The organism is Bacillus sp. NPDC093026 (genome assembly GCF_044754665.1).
GTDB classification, from domain to species: domain Bacteria; phylum Bacillota; class Bacilli; order Bacillales; family Bacillaceae; genus Bacillus; species Bacillus maqinnsis.
In genome coordinates this window covers 1-14,637 of sequence record NZ_JBIVPN010000006.1, presented here as the reverse complement: position 1 = coordinate 14,637, position 14,637 = coordinate 1, and the positions used below count along the sequence as shown (strand labels likewise).

General features: G+C 38.8%; 14 protein-coding genes and 2 tRNA genes. 11 read left to right on the top strand and 5 right to left on the bottom strand.

Features of this window, described 5'->3' with window-relative positions:
* The first annotated feature begins 37 nt into the window (after nucleotides 1-37).
* From ACIQCE_RS12975 to ACIQCE_RS12960, 4 genes are all read left to right on the top strand, one after another.
* Complete coding sequence (locus tag ACIQCE_RS12975) at nucleotides 38-1,192, top strand: type II asparaginase (RefSeq protein WP_400495357.1); 1,155 nt, start codon at nucleotides 38-40, stop codon at nucleotides 1,190-1,192.
* 626 nt (nucleotides 1,193-1,818) lie between these two features.
* Nucleotides 1,819-2,997, top strand: coding sequence for a response regulator aspartate phosphatase (locus ACIQCE_RS12970; protein WP_400495356.1), 1,179 nt, complete (start codon nucleotides 1,819-1,821; stop codon nucleotides 2,995-2,997).
* Between the two features lie 277 nt (nucleotides 2,998-3,274).
* Nucleotides 3,275-3,895, top strand: a complete 621-nt coding sequence (locus tag ACIQCE_RS12965) for a TetR/AcrR family transcriptional regulator (protein WP_400495355.1) — start codon at nucleotides 3,275-3,277, stop codon at nucleotides 3,893-3,895.
* 12 nt (nucleotides 3,896-3,907) lie between these two features.
* A complete protein-coding gene (locus ACIQCE_RS12960; RefSeq protein ID WP_353853723.1) occupies nucleotides 3,908-5,110 on the top strand; it encodes an MFS transporter in 1,203 nt (400 codons plus the stop codon).
* Nucleotides 5,111-5,310: 200 nt separating this feature from the next.
* Here ACIQCE_RS12960 and ACIQCE_RS12955 read toward each other — a convergent pair whose 3' ends face one another.
* On the bottom strand, nucleotides 5,311-5,706 hold the full coding sequence (locus ACIQCE_RS12955) for a VOC family protein (RefSeq protein WP_400495354.1): 396 nt from the start codon (nucleotides 5,704-5,706) through the stop codon (nucleotides 5,311-5,313).
* A gap of 386 nt (nucleotides 5,707-6,092) precedes the next feature.
* Between ACIQCE_RS12955 and ACIQCE_RS12950 the strand changes: the two genes are divergently transcribed.
* Together ACIQCE_RS12950 and ACIQCE_RS12945 are read left to right on the top strand one after the other, a co-directional pair.
* Nucleotides 6,093-6,566, top strand: a complete 474-nt coding sequence (locus ACIQCE_RS12950) for a MarR family winged helix-turn-helix transcriptional regulator (protein ID WP_400495353.1) — start codon at nucleotides 6,093-6,095, stop codon at nucleotides 6,564-6,566.
* Between the two features lie 277 nt (nucleotides 6,567-6,843).
* The gene (locus ACIQCE_RS12945) at nucleotides 6,844-7,896 is read left to right on the top strand and encodes an LLM class flavin-dependent oxidoreductase (RefSeq protein ID WP_400495352.1); all 1,053 of its coding nucleotides are present in this window, start codon (nucleotides 6,844-6,846) and stop codon (nucleotides 7,894-7,896) included.
* Between the two features lie 214 nt (nucleotides 7,897-8,110).
* On the opposite strand, the gene ACIQCE_RS12940 is transcribed toward ACIQCE_RS12945, so the two are convergent.
* On the bottom strand, nucleotides 8,111-8,665 hold the full coding sequence (locus tag ACIQCE_RS12940) for a helix-turn-helix domain-containing protein (RefSeq protein WP_400495351.1): 555 nt from the start codon (nucleotides 8,663-8,665) through the stop codon (nucleotides 8,111-8,113).
* Between the two features lie 111 nt (nucleotides 8,666-8,776).
* Between ACIQCE_RS12940 and ACIQCE_RS12935 the strand changes: the two genes are divergently transcribed.
* Entirely contained in the window at nucleotides 8,777-9,364 is a 588-nt protein-coding gene (locus ACIQCE_RS12935) for a LysE family transporter (RefSeq protein WP_400495350.1), read from the top strand.
* Between the two features lie 39 nt (nucleotides 9,365-9,403).
* Here ACIQCE_RS12935 and ACIQCE_RS12930 read toward each other — a convergent pair whose 3' ends face one another.
* Together ACIQCE_RS12930 and ACIQCE_RS12925 are read right to left on the bottom strand one after the other, a co-directional pair.
* Nucleotides 9,404-9,724, bottom strand: coding sequence for an AzlD domain-containing protein (locus tag ACIQCE_RS12930; RefSeq protein WP_400495349.1), 321 nt, complete (start codon nucleotides 9,722-9,724; stop codon nucleotides 9,404-9,406).
* The gene (locus tag ACIQCE_RS12925) at nucleotides 9,721-10,452 is read right to left on the bottom strand and encodes an AzlC family ABC transporter permease (protein WP_400495348.1); all 732 of its coding nucleotides are present in this window, start codon (nucleotides 10,450-10,452) and stop codon (nucleotides 9,721-9,723) included. Before ACIQCE_RS12925 ends, ACIQCE_RS12930 begins: the two co-directional genes overlap by 4 nt.
* 295 nt (nucleotides 10,453-10,747) lie before the next feature.
* Between ACIQCE_RS12925 and ACIQCE_RS12920 the strand changes: the two genes are divergently transcribed.
* The gene (locus ACIQCE_RS12920; protein WP_400495347.1) at nucleotides 10,748-11,623 is read left to right on the top strand and encodes a DMT family transporter; all 876 of its coding nucleotides are present in this window, start codon (nucleotides 10,748-10,750) and stop codon (nucleotides 11,621-11,623) included.
* Between the two features lie 80 nt (nucleotides 11,624-11,703).
* Nucleotides 11,704-12,723 carry a S66 family peptidase gene (locus ACIQCE_RS12915; RefSeq protein ID WP_400495346.1) on the top strand — a complete coding sequence of 340 codons (1,020 nt, stop codon included), beginning with the start codon at nucleotides 11,704-11,706 and terminating at the stop codon, nucleotides 12,721-12,723.
* Between the two features lie 32 nt (nucleotides 12,724-12,755).
* Here the strand turns inward: ACIQCE_RS12915 and gltP are convergent, their stop codons facing one another.
* Nucleotides 12,756-14,006, bottom strand: coding sequence for a glutamate-aspartate/proton symporter GltP (gene gltP / locus ACIQCE_RS12910; RefSeq protein WP_400495459.1), 1,251 nt, complete (start codon nucleotides 14,004-14,006; stop codon nucleotides 12,756-12,758).
* 367 nt (nucleotides 14,007-14,373) lie between these two features.
* Between gltP and ACIQCE_RS12905 the strand changes: the two genes are divergently transcribed.
* Nucleotides 14,374-14,450, top strand: a tRNA-Arg gene (locus ACIQCE_RS12905).
* Between the two features lie 11 nt (nucleotides 14,451-14,461).
* Nucleotides 14,462-14,535, top strand: a tRNA-Gly gene (locus tag ACIQCE_RS12900).
* Nucleotides 14,536-14,637: the final 102 nt, after the last annotated feature.

The following is a 14,637-nucleotide window of genomic DNA, read 5'->3' as shown; positions in this document are numbered from 1 at the left end:
AACATCTATTAGAAACTATATGAAAAGAGATGATCAAATGAATGTAACAAAATGGCTAGGTGTGATGTTTCTTTCAATTTTGTTATTGCTAACTGCAGGCTGTGCAGGCAACAACTCACAGGAAAGTAGCCAGAACAAAAGAGAAAGCGCATTCAATCAAACACAGCAGGAAAGGAAAACACGTGCAGTGGAAACAGGGAATCATTCACTTGCCAATATTAAAGTGTTGGCAACGGGCGGTACAATTGCAGGCTCTTCAGATAGTGATACAGATACAACCGGATATAAGTCTGGTTCACTCGGTATCGATAAAGTGATAGCTTCTGTTCCACAGTTAAAAGATATTGCGAACGTGACTGGTGAACAGGTTGCGAATGTAGGGAGTGAAAATGTAGATAACGCTCTCCTTTTAAAATTAGCAAAGCGAGTCAATCAGCTATTAAAGGACGATCAAGTCGATGGTATTGTCATTACACATGGAACAGATACGCTTGAAGAGACTGCTTATTTTTTACATTTGGTTGTCAAGAGTGAAAAGCCAGTTGTGGTTGTTGGATCGATGAGACCAGCATCAGCGATTAGCGCCGATGGCCCTCTGAATCTATACCATGCAGTGAAAATTGCATCGACAAAAGATGCAAAAGGTAAAGGTGTCATGGTGACATTAAATGATCGAATTGCATCAGCTCGATTTATTACCAAAACGAACACAACGACAACAGATTCCTTCAAGTCCCTTGAGCAAGGTTACATTGGTGAAATTGCCGGTGAAGAGGTCTCATTTTATAATGAACCGACAAGAAAACATACGGTTGACAGCGAATTTGACGTGTCAAAAATGAAGGAATTGCCACAGGTGGATATCTTATATGGCTATCAAAATGATGAGAAATATTTATATGATGCCGCAGTGAAAGCCGGAGCAAAAGGTATTGTCGTAGCTGCAGCCGGAAATGGAACTATGTCAACAGAAGCCATTAAAGGTGCAGTAGATGCAGTCAAAAAAGATGTTGTCATTGTAAGATCAAGCCGTGTAGGAAGTGGGATTGTTACACATGAAAAGATGGATGACAAATATCACTTCGTTACATCTGATTCATTAAATCCACAAAAAGCACGCATCCTGCTAATGCTTGCACTCACTAAAACCAAAGATCCAAATAAAATTCAAACTTATTTTGAGCAGTATTAAAAAGGAAAAAGACCGAAGAAAGCATCTTGGGTCTTTTTTTCATAATGATGAATCTCGTCACGAGCTTTTAAAGAGAGTAAAATGTCTCGCCAAATATAGTCTAGATCGGTTAGAAAGTGACATGTATGATCAATATAATGTGTTTGGCGTACAGAATCGTTGGAGCCTGGTACTCCATTATAATCAATTTGGCGTCCATCCTGTAATTGTATGACTTCATATTTCCCTCTTAAGTACATCTGACTTAAATATTGTATAGAGAAACACTTTTTAAGGCGTTTCTTAGGTGATCGTATATATTTCCGTAAAGAGATAATAATGTTTTAGATTTTTTTTGAAAACTTTGCATAATATTTTTGAATAAGATGCAGCTATATTTATTCAGTGTTTCGTGATAATCATGTCCTATTATAGGGGTTAATTTATTTAAGCTTTGATACAAACTGACTTATGGCACTAGCCCGTATTTCTAAGCAAATCACTCATTCCATCTTATAAGAGTTTTGACACTTAAATAAATGAATAAGAGATAAATTTCAATATTTTGTTTTTATGAAACTAAATTCTCTTTTAACTACTAATAAGACTTTGGCACAATAAAAATAATTGGAGGGAGGTTGTAAAAATTGGAAGATATTATCCCGTATGATTTGGTCACAACAAAACTAAACTTTTGGTATACCGCTATTAAAAATAATCTAATCAAAGATGCGGTGAATCTAAAAAAAGAAATCGATATATTAATTAAAAATATGGAAGAAAATCAAGATGTGTTGTTATATTATCAATTATTGAATTTTCGTCATGACATTATGTTAAGTTATATGACATCAAAAAGCTTAAATGAGATAAAAGAATCCCATGACTATTTAAACTATTTAAAGAAAAAAAAGAAAAATATGAATCAAATGTTAGAATATTATTTCTATTACTTCATGGGTATGTATGAATTTAGAAGAAAAGAATTAACTACAGCTATTACTGCATATAGACGAGCTGAACAAAAGCTTGCCCAAATAGATGACGAAATTGAACATGCTGAATTTTTCTTTAAAGTATCAGAAGTTTACTATTATATGAAACAGACCTATTTCTCATTAAATTATGCAAAAAGAGCACTAAGAATTTATATGAAGAAAGATACATATGCGGATCGTATTATTCATGTTCAATGTATCATCGCTGGGAACTACTTTGATATTTTGGATTATTCGGGTGCTCTAAAAATGTTTGAAGAGAATTTGAACATATCTAAAGAAATTCAAAAAAAACACTTAATAGGTACTTCACACATGAACATTGGAATATGTAGTATTTCAATGAAAGAGTATGATAAAGCAGAGCATCATTTAAGAATTGCGTTAAAGATACTAGAAGAAGAGAAACACAGTTTTTTGACAAAAGCTCTTTTTAATATGTGTCTCATCAAATTCAAAAAGAATCAACTAAAAGAAGCCAAACAGTATTTAAAAAAAGGACAGAGAATATCTCGCCTTAATCACGATCAAGAATATTTGACTAAGTTTATGATACTCCAATCCCTTTATCTCAAAGAAAATAAAGAGTTGCTTCATCAATGTTTTGATTTTTTAAAAAAGAGAAAAATGTTTGCGGATATTGAAGAGTATTCATTAGAAGTGGCCGATTTCTTTTATGAAAAAGGAAATTATGAAGCTTCTAGTGAATATTATCGCATAATGAAATTTGCTAGAGACGAGATTAAGAAGGGAGAAATGATGAATGAAAACCACATTGATGCTTTTGGTGCTACTAGCACTAGCGGACGGGGGTACATTCGTAATTAACAGTCTGGAGCATTCAGTAGCAATTGAGCAAGAACAACTAATAGTCTCTTTAATGGATAGGGTAGGAAGTTAATCATTTCTGACAGTCATTGGCTGTCTTTTTTGATGAAGGCGTAAATGAACGTGTTGTTTGTTTTGATACGCTCTGCTTTTCTTTCAAATTGATGACTTTTTCATTGTATTATGGGAGATATCATTTTATAATAAAAAATAAACCAACTGGTCGGTTTTTGTTTTGTCCCGTTGAAGAATTGTAGGGTAGAAAGGATTGTTAGACATGACAAGTACACAAGGCGGAGTCGGAAAGAGTGAGAAGACAAAGCAAAAAATCGTGACCGCTTCGCGTGACTTATTTGCCAAAAAAGGATATTCAGAAACTTCTGTGCGAGATATTCTAGAGTCTGCTGGGGTAAGTAAAGGCAACCTTTATCATCATTTTAAAGGTAAAGAGTTTTTGTTCCTTCATATCATGGAAGAGGACCATCGTGTCATGATGGAGAAGTGGAATGACGTGAAAAAAACATTAAATGTTGCAACAGATAAGTTGGCAGGTTTTGCAGAGCTACTTAGTCAAATGAGTATCAATTACCCATTAATGAGAGCAAGCGAGGAGTTTTATGCAAGTGCTTTTACGTCAGAGGAAGTCGTGGAACGGATGAACAAGATTGATGTTGACTTCGATGACGTGATGAGAGAAATCTTACTTGAAGGAAATCAAGACGGCAGTTGGTCAATTGAGCATATAGAGTCAAAAGTGAAAATTTTACTCTCCGTTTTTTACGGATTAGATGTGTTATATAAAAATGACACCATACAACAACGAAAAAAATTGCAAAAAGAGGCCATCTCATTGTTTATTCACGGGATCAACCATCATGAGAAACAAGAGAGCCAGTAAAGGAGATACATCATGCAAAAACCGTTGAAAGAACAAAAGGCTGTACTGGTTATTTTACTAAGTAATATTTTTATTGCGTTTTTAGGCATTGGACTTATTATTCCTGTCATGCCGTTATTTATGAATGTGATGCACTTAACAGGCAGTACAATGGGATATCTTGTCGCTGCGTTTGCCGTTGCTCAATTAATCTCATCACCCTTAGCAGGAAGATGGGTGGATCGCTACGGCAGAAAAGTCATGATCGTGTCAGGACTGTTTCTATTCGCACTGTCTGAACTCGTTTTTGGATTAGGGACACATGTATACGTCCTATATGGCGCAAGGGTTCTAGGCGGCATTAGTGCGGCATTTATTATGCCTGCTGTGACAGCCTACATAGCAGATATCACGACAGTTCAAGAAAGATCAAAGGCTATGGGGTATGTGTCTGCGGCGATTAGTACGGGGTTTATCATTGGACCGGGAATTGGGGGATTTATTGCAGAATATGGCGTTCGTCTGCCATTTTTCTTTGCAGCAGGTATTGCCTTTATTGCGGTCATCTCCTCTATGTTTATGCTAAAAGAGCCATTCACAAAAGAAGAACGAGAGAAGCAAATGGAGAATGTGAAAGACTCGACCTTCTTTAAAGACTTGAAAAAATCAATCCATCCCAGCTATCTCATCGCTTTCATTATTGTATTTGTGCTATCATTCGGTTTATCAGCATATGAAACGGTATTTAGTTTGTTTACAAATCATAAGTTCGGTTTCGGACCGAAAGATATTGCAATTATTATTACCGTCAGCTCCATTGTGGCTGTGATCATTCAAGTACTTGTCTTCGGTCAACTTGTGAATTTCCTTGGTGAGAAAAGAGTGATCCAGCTTTGCTTAATCGTCGGGGCGATTTTAGCTTTCGTTTCGACTGTCGTCTCAGGGTTTATAGTCGTGCTGATTGTCACATGTATCATTTTCCTGGCATTTGATTTATTACGACCGGCATTAACGACATTTCTTTCAAAAATCGCTGGCAACCAGCAAGGATTTGTAGCGGGGATGAACTCAACGTACACAAGCCTTGGGACGATTTTTGGCCCAGCACTCGGCGGAATTTTATTTGATCAAAATATTCACTTCCCATTTCTATTTGCAGGTGTTGTCTTATTTCTAGGATTAGGCTTAACGCTTATTTGGAAGGGGAAGGTGACCGAAGAGACAGCAGCAGAATAACCTCATAGATGAAAGGCATAGGTTGAATAATCAAGCATTGGCTTTAAAACTGCGGCTTGATATGATTCAATTCCTGTGCCATTTTTTTATTTTGATGTTTTTTTATAAATTCCAGTCATGTCAAGCGTCTCTTCGTGCTGACAGCCTTTGAGAATACTCAGGGGAATTCTGTTCTCCAATTGGTCTTAAGTACAAGCGCGTCATTTCTCATCAGCCTCCTCTATATATCTAGAGATCTCAATTAAATTCATATCAGGATCACGGATATAAATGGATTCAATTGGACCTAGAGCACCAGTACGCTCAACCGGTCCCTCTTCAATTGGCACGACCTGTTTTCGAAGGTGCAGCAATAAGTCATCCATGTCCAAATCTGTGATGAAACACAAATCAGCAGATCCAGGCAGGGGATGCGATGCTTTTGGTTCAAACTCGTGTCCTGCTTCATGAAGGTTGATCTTTTGCAAACCAAAACGGAGTGCTTTTCGACCGTCTCCGAAGGTCTCTTCCTTCATCCCTAATACGTTTGTATAAAAGCGAATGGTTTCCTCTAGATGTTGAACGGTCAACACGATATGATCAAGTCGTCTTATCATCATTCTCTCCTCCAAGTACGATCATTCAAGAGATTTTGCACTTTTGTTTTGATTGAACTGCTTCTATTATATCATCACGAGAAGGCGAAACCTTGAGATATGGTTACTTGAACGAGGTTTTTGTAGTTCCAGTTTTCGATCAACGACTCTTTTCCTTGCACAGACGCTCTCATCAAACTCAATCCAGTGTAAACAGACATTCGCCTATTGCGGATGATAAAAGGAAACAGGCATTGCTATAAAAAGCCGTTTACGAGCTGTTTTATCGGTACAACAAGGGCAGTCATCAGTCTTTGCTATGAAACAAACACATTGACAAGAAAATATCCTAGTGTTAGGATAAATTTATCCTATTTTTAGGATTTATTGAAAAAGGAGTAGTTGCTATGGTGCAGCATGAACGTGAATTAGATTTAAGGCTTTTCCGAGTTTGGATGAAAGCCTACAAAGCCCTTTTTACAAATATTCAAAAAGATATTGAAAGCTATAAGATTGGATTTGAAAATTTTCAGATTCTTGAGTTGTTGTATAGCAAGGGACCGCATCCTGTTCAAAAAATTAGCGACATTTTATCCATTCCAAGTGGAAGCATCACATATGTGGTCAATAAATTAGAGAAGCAAGAGCTTGTCAAAAGGCAGTGTGCGCCTTCTGATAAGCGAGTATTTCAAGTACACCTTACGGACAAAGGGAAGCAATTATTCGATGATATATTTCCAAAACATACAGATGCTATTTCACAAAACTTGTCCTTTATTGAAAGAAAAGAAAAAGAGCAATTAATTGAATTACTGAAAAAGATCGGTTTAGGTGCGAAACAACTTCATGAAAAGGGGAAACAAGGTGACACGCAGCTTTGATACATTGGACGTGAAATAAAATCTGCAAATCTCTCTTATCAACAGACTTGAAAATGTTTAGCATTTTGAATGCGCAACAATATGAGGAGATGGTAGAGAGATCATGATCTCTTATGAGTAAAGAGGTGGAATTTTTCAAAAGGGCTATTGAAAAAAAGGCTTGGGATCCTTGTTCAATGATGGGACTTAATCCAAAAGCAATAAAGAAGTTCATGATCACATTGAGGAAGGAAAAGTAGAAAGCAGTGACTTATTTATAAGATAGGAGGTTCCATACATGGAACTAGGAATTAGTACATTCGTTGAAACAACACCTGATTTTCAAACGGGAAAAACAGTTAGCCACGCACAGCGTATTAGAGAAGTAGTAGAAGAGATTATATTAGCTGACCAAGTAGGTCTAGATGTATTTGGTGTTGGAGAGCATCACAGGAAAGATTTTGCGGCATCGAATCCAGCCGTGTTATTAGCAGCTGCGGCAACGCAAACAAAGAATATCCGCCTAACAAGTGCAGTAACGGTCCTTTCATCGGCAGATCCCGTACGTGTGTTTCAGGATTTTGCCACATTAGATGGATTGTCTAATGGCCGTGCAGAGATTATGGCAGGTCGCGGTTCATTTATAGAATCTTTTCCACTGTTTGGATATGATTTAAGTGATTATGAAGAATTGTTTGAGGAAAAGCTTGATTTGCTGTTGAAATTACAGCAGTCTGAACGTGTGACATGGAGCGGCAAGCATCGTGCATCCATTCAGGATGTTGGGGTATATCCACGACCTGTTCAAGATCCTCTTCCGATCTGGATTGGCAGTGGTGGGAATCGTGAATCAGTCGTTCGTGCAGGATTATTAGGATTGCCTCTCGTGCTCGCAATCATTGGCGGAAGCCCTAGACAATTCACGCCACTTGTCCAGTTATACAAACAAGCTGCTGTTCATGCTGGACATGATCCCGCTAAGTTGACTGTGGCATCGCATTCGCATGGCTTTGTAGCAGAAGAAACAGAGCTGGCTGCAGATCAATTTTTTCCTTCCACACAGCATGTCATGAATACATTAGCGAGAGAGCGGGGCTGGGAACCTTACACGCGTTCTACATTTGATGCAGCAAGAACATTAGAAGGTGCGTTGTATGTGGGAGATCCAGATACAGTTGCAGAAAAAGTAATCCATCTGCGAAAAAATGTAGGAATTACCCGCTTCATGCTTCATGTGCCGGTTGGCTCTATGCCACATGATCAAGTACTAAAAGCGATTGAATTATTCGGAAAAGAAGTGGCTCCTCAAGTGAGAGAAGAAGTCGCTCGCTGGGAAGCAGAGCAGAAATAAAATCAGTCGATGACGCATGGGTTAATTGCAGGGCATGAGCGGCAGAAGCAAGACCAAGTTGAAGAGAAAAACAAGTTGAAAGCAGATAATCCATTTTTTCATGTAATCATAGAAGTGATTGATAAAAATTCAGGGTCACATGTTCCAGAACGGTCGTGCGTCACCCTAGATTTATTAAAATAGAAAGCTGACAGGGAACAAGCCTGTCAGCTTTTTAATTGGGATAATAAAGGATCATTTGCAGTCGTGTTATCTGGTTTCCTAATTGTCTGTACTCATGGGGACGATCTGCTTTGAAACGGATAGAGTCACCAGCTTTTAAGGTGTATTCTTCGTCACCGATTGATAAATAAAGCTCTCCTTCAAAAACAGTAATCAATTCCTCTGTTCCTCCGATATGTTCATCAGCACTTAACGACCCGCCAAGATCAATTTCCACTTGATACACTTCAAACTTCCTTCGGACATCAAATGGAAAAGTCGTATAAACGCGATATCTTCCTTCGTCCTCTGTTAAAACCTGTCCCTCTTCTTTTCGCACCACATTGATTTCAGGTTGTGGAGCGTAAATTAACTCACTAAAAGACACCTTTAAACCATTTGCAATTTTCCACAAGGTTGTGATGGTCGGCGTCGATTCGCCTCTTTCAATCTGACCGATCATCGTCTTGCTGACACCTGTTAATTCAGCCATCTTTTCGAGGCTTAACTTTTTTTGTTCTCTGAGAAGCTTCACATTTTTAGAAATAATTGATTGCACTTCTTCCATTAAAAAGCTCCTTTCTGCATTTACTTTATAAAGACTGAATAGTACAATAAAACGTAAAATACGCAATAAAGGCTTTTTGGTCTAAATAGCGTATGAAAGGGGGAGCCAGTCTTGTTTCTTTCAATGCTGATCTATGCATTTGTTACTAGCTTTACACCTGGGCCAAACAATATCATGGCCATGGTCTTTACGAATAAGTATGGTGTAAAACAAACATTTCGATTTTGTTTAGGGGTGGGGATTGGTTTTTTCGTCATTTTGTGTATCAGTTGCTTTTTCAATATGATACTTTATCAAGTGATGCCGAAGATTAGCTGGATCATGGCTTTCATTGGAGCCGGTTATATGCTGTATTTAGCCGTAAAAATAATGAAAAGTAAAGGTGGAGAAGATGAAGTGCTAGAACGGTATAATCATTTCATACCGGGCATGCTTCTACAATTTATTAATCCTAAAGCGATCTTGTATGGGTTAACCGTCATTTCAACATTTGTGCTGCCATATGGCCAGTCTAACGTGCATCTCATCTTATTGACGCTCATTCTCGCCTTGATTGGATTTTTAGGCACCTTTAGCTGGAGTTTATTCGGCTCCATATTTAAACGTTTTATTGCAACCTATCAGCGACCGTTCCACATTCTCATGGGGCTTTTACTTGTTTATAGTGCTATTTCAATGATATGGGGCTATGTAATGTAATTTTAACCATGATAGACGTTATCTTCCCATGACAACAGTTTAGAAAAACCATCTGGCAGCTCCCATCAGCATGACACCAATAAGAACAGTGATCGACAAGCTCTTTGTCCATAAAGCAACTAGCACTGTTGGCATCAATACAGCAAGATACATCCAGTGAACAGATATTCCTTTCGTTGTTTGAACAAATAAATGCTCTGCAATCAAAGCGGTGAATATACAAATTGGGATAAACGATAACCATTTGAGTACAACTTCAGGCAACTGAATATTTTTAACAAATAAAAAAGGAACGACCCTTGGAATGACAGTCACAATCATACAACCAAAAATAAGCCACATCATAAAACTGCTTGTCATTTATCCGTCACCACCCCAATGGTTGCGACAATGATCGTTGCTATTAGAACAGCAACGTGTGATGGAACAAAATGGAGAAGAATAAACATCGCAAGCACCATATACAAAACGAGTGATAAGCGATGGGTTAACTGATTCTTTGGCACTGTTTGTAAAGAAAGAATTAATAACGCAACAAACATAGCAGAAAGGGCAAAATCAAGACCAAGTGCCTCTGGGTCTGAGATATAGTGTCCAAATAAGCCACCGAGAGTACAGGAGACAATCCAGCATAAATAAGCCGTTAAGTTTAACCCGTGCATCCACCTGTTATCCAGCTTTCCTTGCTGTGCTAATTGATTCACTGCCACTCCAAAGGATTCATCTGTGAGCAAAAGACCGAAACCAATATTTTGCTTAACCGAGTATTGTGTAAAATGAGGGGCCAGTGTAAGACTGAGCAATAGATGTCTCAAATTCACAATAAACGTGGTGAAAATAATAGCTGAAGTCGGACTACCTGTGACAAGCAGTGCACAAATAATAAACTGCGAAGCACCTGCGTAGACAAAAATAGATAAAAGCGCAATGTCCCAAATGCTTAACTGGGCACTGATCCCAACGATTCCAAAAGCAAAACCAATGCTCATATAGCCAAGTAGGGTGGGCACACAATCTTTGACTCCCTCTAAAAACGCTTCTCGATTGACATTGGGAATATGTTTCCTAGCTTCTACATCCAAAGACATCTTCTCCTTTTCTGAACGACCGCCTATAGTTGAACTTACTATATGAAAACGAATTCAGCATGTCAATGCTCATTTATCTTCTAGTATAAAAAGAAAAATGCCGACAAAAAAGGATTGAAGTGAACCAAAATTTGTTATAAGGTTCATATAATAAAATGAAAACAATAGAGGTGACTGTGATGCAATGGAATCAGTTGTTTGAAAATGATGTACCAAACTCCCTCCGTCCATAACGGAGAGTGCATCTCCGTTTGTGGATATCGCAATCAATATATCCAATAACGGAGGGGAAAAGATGAATAAAAAATATATAGGCGCACTTTTCTTAGCGATTGCAGCAAGTATTTGGGGCGGCATGTATGTAGTTGTGAAGGTAACAGTTGCTGTGGTTCCACCACTTGAGCTTGTATGGATGAGATATATAGTAGCAGGGATCGTTCTAGTTTTGACGATTTGGCGATTAGGCTATTCCTTTCGAATAGATAAAAAAGATATACCGCTCATAGCGGCCATTGGGCTGATAGGCAATTTTCTTTCTATCGTGACTCAAGAAATCGGTACCATGTACACATCTGCTCAAATGGGTGCAGTGATTACATCAGCAACACCTGCCTTTATGGTGTTTTTTGCATTCTTTCTTTTAAAAGAAACCATCACTTTTCGAAAGTGTGTATCCATTCTGCTTGCCACAGTTGGGGTATTCATAATGATTGGACGCGTCGCTATACAAACGGATGAGTTTGTTGGAGGAATCTCATTAGTCATTGCTGCCTTAACATGGGCCCTTATGTCTGTATTGCTTAAACGTGTTCCAAGAAAATATCCTCAAGTGGTGACGACAACTTATGCGATTATCATTGCCCTGATAGGATTAACACCACCTGTTCTATTTCGCCTGTCTGAACTGGATTTTGAGAAAATGGCGAGACCTGAAATTTGGGGCGGTATTCTTTATCTCGGCGTCATCTCGACAGCACTTGCTTTCTTTTTATGGAACAGAGGACTCCAACTTATGCAAGCTTCCAGCGGAGGTCTCTTTTTCTTCTTTCAGCCAGTCGTAGGTGCAGCTCTCGGTTGGCTGCTTTTAGGTGAGGAGATGGGAATCCGCTTTTTTATCGGGATTCTCTGTATCTTTGCAGGTGTTTTTATTGTCTTACGTGCGAAGGAGTAGGATGAGATGTCTCTTTCAAATGGGGCATCTTCTTTATAATCAATAGAATGACAGACACATATATGAATGGGGGTCAGCAGATGATTCAGTATCCTCTTTTACAAAAAGGACAAACCATTGGAGTGACAGCTCCTTCTTCGGGTGTGCAGTCATCCCTGCACGAGATGTTTCAGCTTTCGTGTCAGCGGATGAAGGAAAGAGGCTTTGAGGTCGTGTGCGGAGATACGGTATGGCAGCAGCAAAAGGCAAAGTCAGCACCTGCTAAAGAAAGAGCAAAAGAACTTCAGCAAATGATGACAAGTGATGACATTGACCATATCATCCCTCCGTGGGGAGGTGAGCTACTAATAGAGATTTTAGAACATCTTGATTTTTCGAACATACAAAAAAAGTGGATACTAGGTTACTCAGATACGAGTGTATTGCTGCTTGCAATCACGTTAAAAACAGGAATTGCGACAGCGCATGGTGCTAATTTCGTGGATCTTCGAGGTGAAGAACTTGATCAGACGACAGCTATGTGGGAGAGAGTGCTGGCCACCTTACCTGAGTCGAGAATCACCCAGTTTTCATCAGATATGTACCAAAAGGAGTGGCAGCATGACAACCCAAGTCGACATGTTTTTCATTTAACTGAGCCAACGGTATGGCGTTCAGTTCATCAACATGAAGTCTCTGTGAAAGGGAGATTGATGGGCGGATGCATAGATGTGATACGTCACTTAGCAGGAACACCTTTTGGAGATGTTAAAGCTTTTCAACGAACATTCATAAAAGACGAACCGATTCTATGGTATTTTGAAAACTGCGAGCTAAACGCTGCAAGCATGAAAAGATCGCTTGTCCAATTAAAATTATCTGGATGGTTTGATCATTGTTCTGGGATTATGTTCGGTCGAAGTGCAGTGGATGCTCCTGTGGAGGGGTATGATTACACAGATATATATGAAGAACTGTCAAATGAATTAAATGTACCCATTCTTTATGATATCGATTGCGGACATGTTCCGCCGCAAATGACCCTAATTAACGGAGCATATGCAGAAGTGAAGGTTGAAAAGCAAGGCAAAGCGGTGTTGACTCAGACATTTTTACCATAAGAAAAGGAAAGGGCTGACCCTTTCCTTTTACATTACATCTCTTTTGTTTTCTCACCTGCTTTTGGGATTTCCCAAGCAGACTCACGAAATCCTTTTTCCCATTTAGATACGACAATACAAGCAACGGCATGCCCAGGGACATTTACCCCCGTACGTGCCATATCCATAATTCTGTCTACACCGGCAATAATCGCAACTCCTTCAGCGGGAAGGCCTACTGCATGAGCTGTTGCCAAAAGAACGACAAGCGAACCAGATGGAACAGCTGCAATGCCTTTACTTGTTAAAACAAGAACAAGCATCATCAGAAGCTGTTGCGAAATGCTCATGTCAACTCCGAATGCTTGTGCAAGAAACACACAGGAAACAGATAAATACAAACTGGAACCATCACAGTTGAGAGAAAGACCGGACGGGATGACAAAGGAAACGACTCTTTTTGGACAACCGTACTTCTCCATACGAGACATCAGTTGAGGAAGGACAGTTTCTGTACTTGTTGTAGAAAAGGCAACTAAGAACAAATCCCAGATCATTTTTAATACTTCGAAGTACTTAAAACGGAAGATCAGTGCGACAAGAGGGAATAAAACAAATAGAATAATGAATAACCCTAAGAACACAGTCCCGACAAGTTTCATCATAGGAATTAATAAAACAATGCCATATTGACCGACAGATGCAGCCATTAGAGCTAGAACTCCGATAGGGGCGGTGACCATCACCATCTGTGTTAATTTAAACATAATTTGTGCCACTGATTCAAAGAAGGTAAGAACAGGAGCAGATGCTTTACCAATGCCGCTTGCGGCTACACCAAATAAGATGGCAAAGAAGATCACGGCAAGTAAATCATTCTGTGCCATGACATCTATGATATTGGTCGGGATGATGTCTAGTACCATTTGTTTAAAATCGACCACTTTCTCCGTATAGCCTTCTAAGTTGCCAATATCTTTTTTGGCTAATTGAGAGAAATCAAGCCCAACACCAGGCTTCAGAACATTGGCTAATAAAAGACCGATACCAAGAACGATTGTTGTGATGACCTCAAACCAGATGATCGTCTTCAATCCAAGACTGCCCATTTTCTTCATGCCGCCGCTACCAGCTGCACCAATAACAATTGTAGAGAAAACGATCGGAACAACAATCATTTTTATTAATCTGATGAATCCATCTCCAATTGGTCGAAGTGCCATTCCGAAGTCAGGAAAGAAATGACCGATAAGAGCTCCAATTACCAAAGCGATCATAATTTGAAAAGCGATAAACTTTTTCAACATCTTCTACCCCCTTTAAAATGCTCAGAAAATATTAAGAATTTTCCAATAAATAAAAATTCTAGGTGGTCATGTTTTGTCCTTCTTTGGGTGTAGAAAGATTTTATTTAAGAATCATCTAAAATATGAAGAAATAGAAGGAAATAGGGCTATCGTATTTCAATTTATATAAGGAAAAATCACCTCTAAAAAACTTTATGCTTTTTTAGGAAAATGTATTGACCTTCTTGTATCATCCATGATATATTTTTATTCGTCGCTGATGACGCATCTGAAACATTTCCTTTAAAATGCGAGTGACAAACACCTCAAAAAAGTATTGACTTAATAAGAATGATATGTTAAGATAATTAAGTCGCCTGATTAAGCGCCCGTAGCTCAATTGGATAGAGCGTTTGACTACGGATCAAAAGGTTAGGGGTTCGACTCCTCTCGGGCGCGCCAATTTACATTATGCGGGTGTAGTTTAGTGGTAAAACCTCAGCCTTCCAAGCTGATGTCGTGAGTTCGATTCTCATCACCCGCTCCATTTTAGAAAATGATCTTTGAAAACTAAACAAGACAAAACGTACCTGTTCATTCGAGATTTGATAAAAAATCCTATGATACATCATAGGTAGTCAGTCAAACT

What these genes read in the sequence shown, in the direction of transcription:
- ACIQCE_RS12960 (WP_353853723.1), top strand. Translation starts at nt 3,908, where the DNA reads ATGCAAAAACCGTTGAAAGAACAAAAGGCTGTACTGGTTATTTTACTA.
- ACIQCE_RS12945 (WP_400495352.1), top strand. Translation starts at nt 6,844, where the DNA reads ATGGAACTAGGAATTAGTACATTCGTTGAAACAACACCTGATTTTCAA.
- ACIQCE_RS12940 (WP_400495351.1), bottom strand. Translation starts at nt 8,665, where the DNA reads ATGGAAGAAGTGCAATCAATTATTTCTAAAAATGTGAAGCTTCTCAGA.
- ACIQCE_RS12950 (WP_400495353.1), top strand. Translation starts at nt 6,093, where the DNA reads ATGGTGCAGCATGAACGTGAATTAGATTTAAGGCTTTTCCGAGTTTGG.
- ACIQCE_RS12915 (WP_400495346.1), top strand. Translation starts at nt 11,704, where the DNA reads ATGATTCAGTATCCTCTTTTACAAAAAGGACAAACCATTGGAGTGACA.
- ACIQCE_RS12930 (WP_400495349.1), bottom strand. Translation starts at nt 9,724, where the DNA reads ATGACAAGCAGTTTTATGATGTGGCTTATTTTTGGTTGTATGATTGTG.
- ACIQCE_RS12955 (WP_400495354.1), bottom strand. Translation starts at nt 5,706, where the DNA reads ATGATAAGACGACTTGATCATATCGTGTTGACCGTTCAACATCTAGAG.
- ACIQCE_RS12920 (WP_400495347.1), top strand. Translation starts at nt 10,748, where the DNA reads ATGAATAAAAAATATATAGGCGCACTTTTCTTAGCGATTGCAGCAAGT.
- ACIQCE_RS12975 (WP_400495357.1), top strand. Translation starts at nt 38, where the DNA reads ATGAATGTAACAAAATGGCTAGGTGTGATGTTTCTTTCAATTTTGTTA.
- ACIQCE_RS12965 (WP_400495355.1), top strand. Translation starts at nt 3,275, where the DNA reads ATGACAAGTACACAAGGCGGAGTCGGAAAGAGTGAGAAGACAAAGCAA.
- ACIQCE_RS12925 (WP_400495348.1), bottom strand. Translation starts at nt 10,452, where the DNA reads ATGTCTTTGGATGTAGAAGCTAGGAAACATATTCCCAATGTCAATCGA.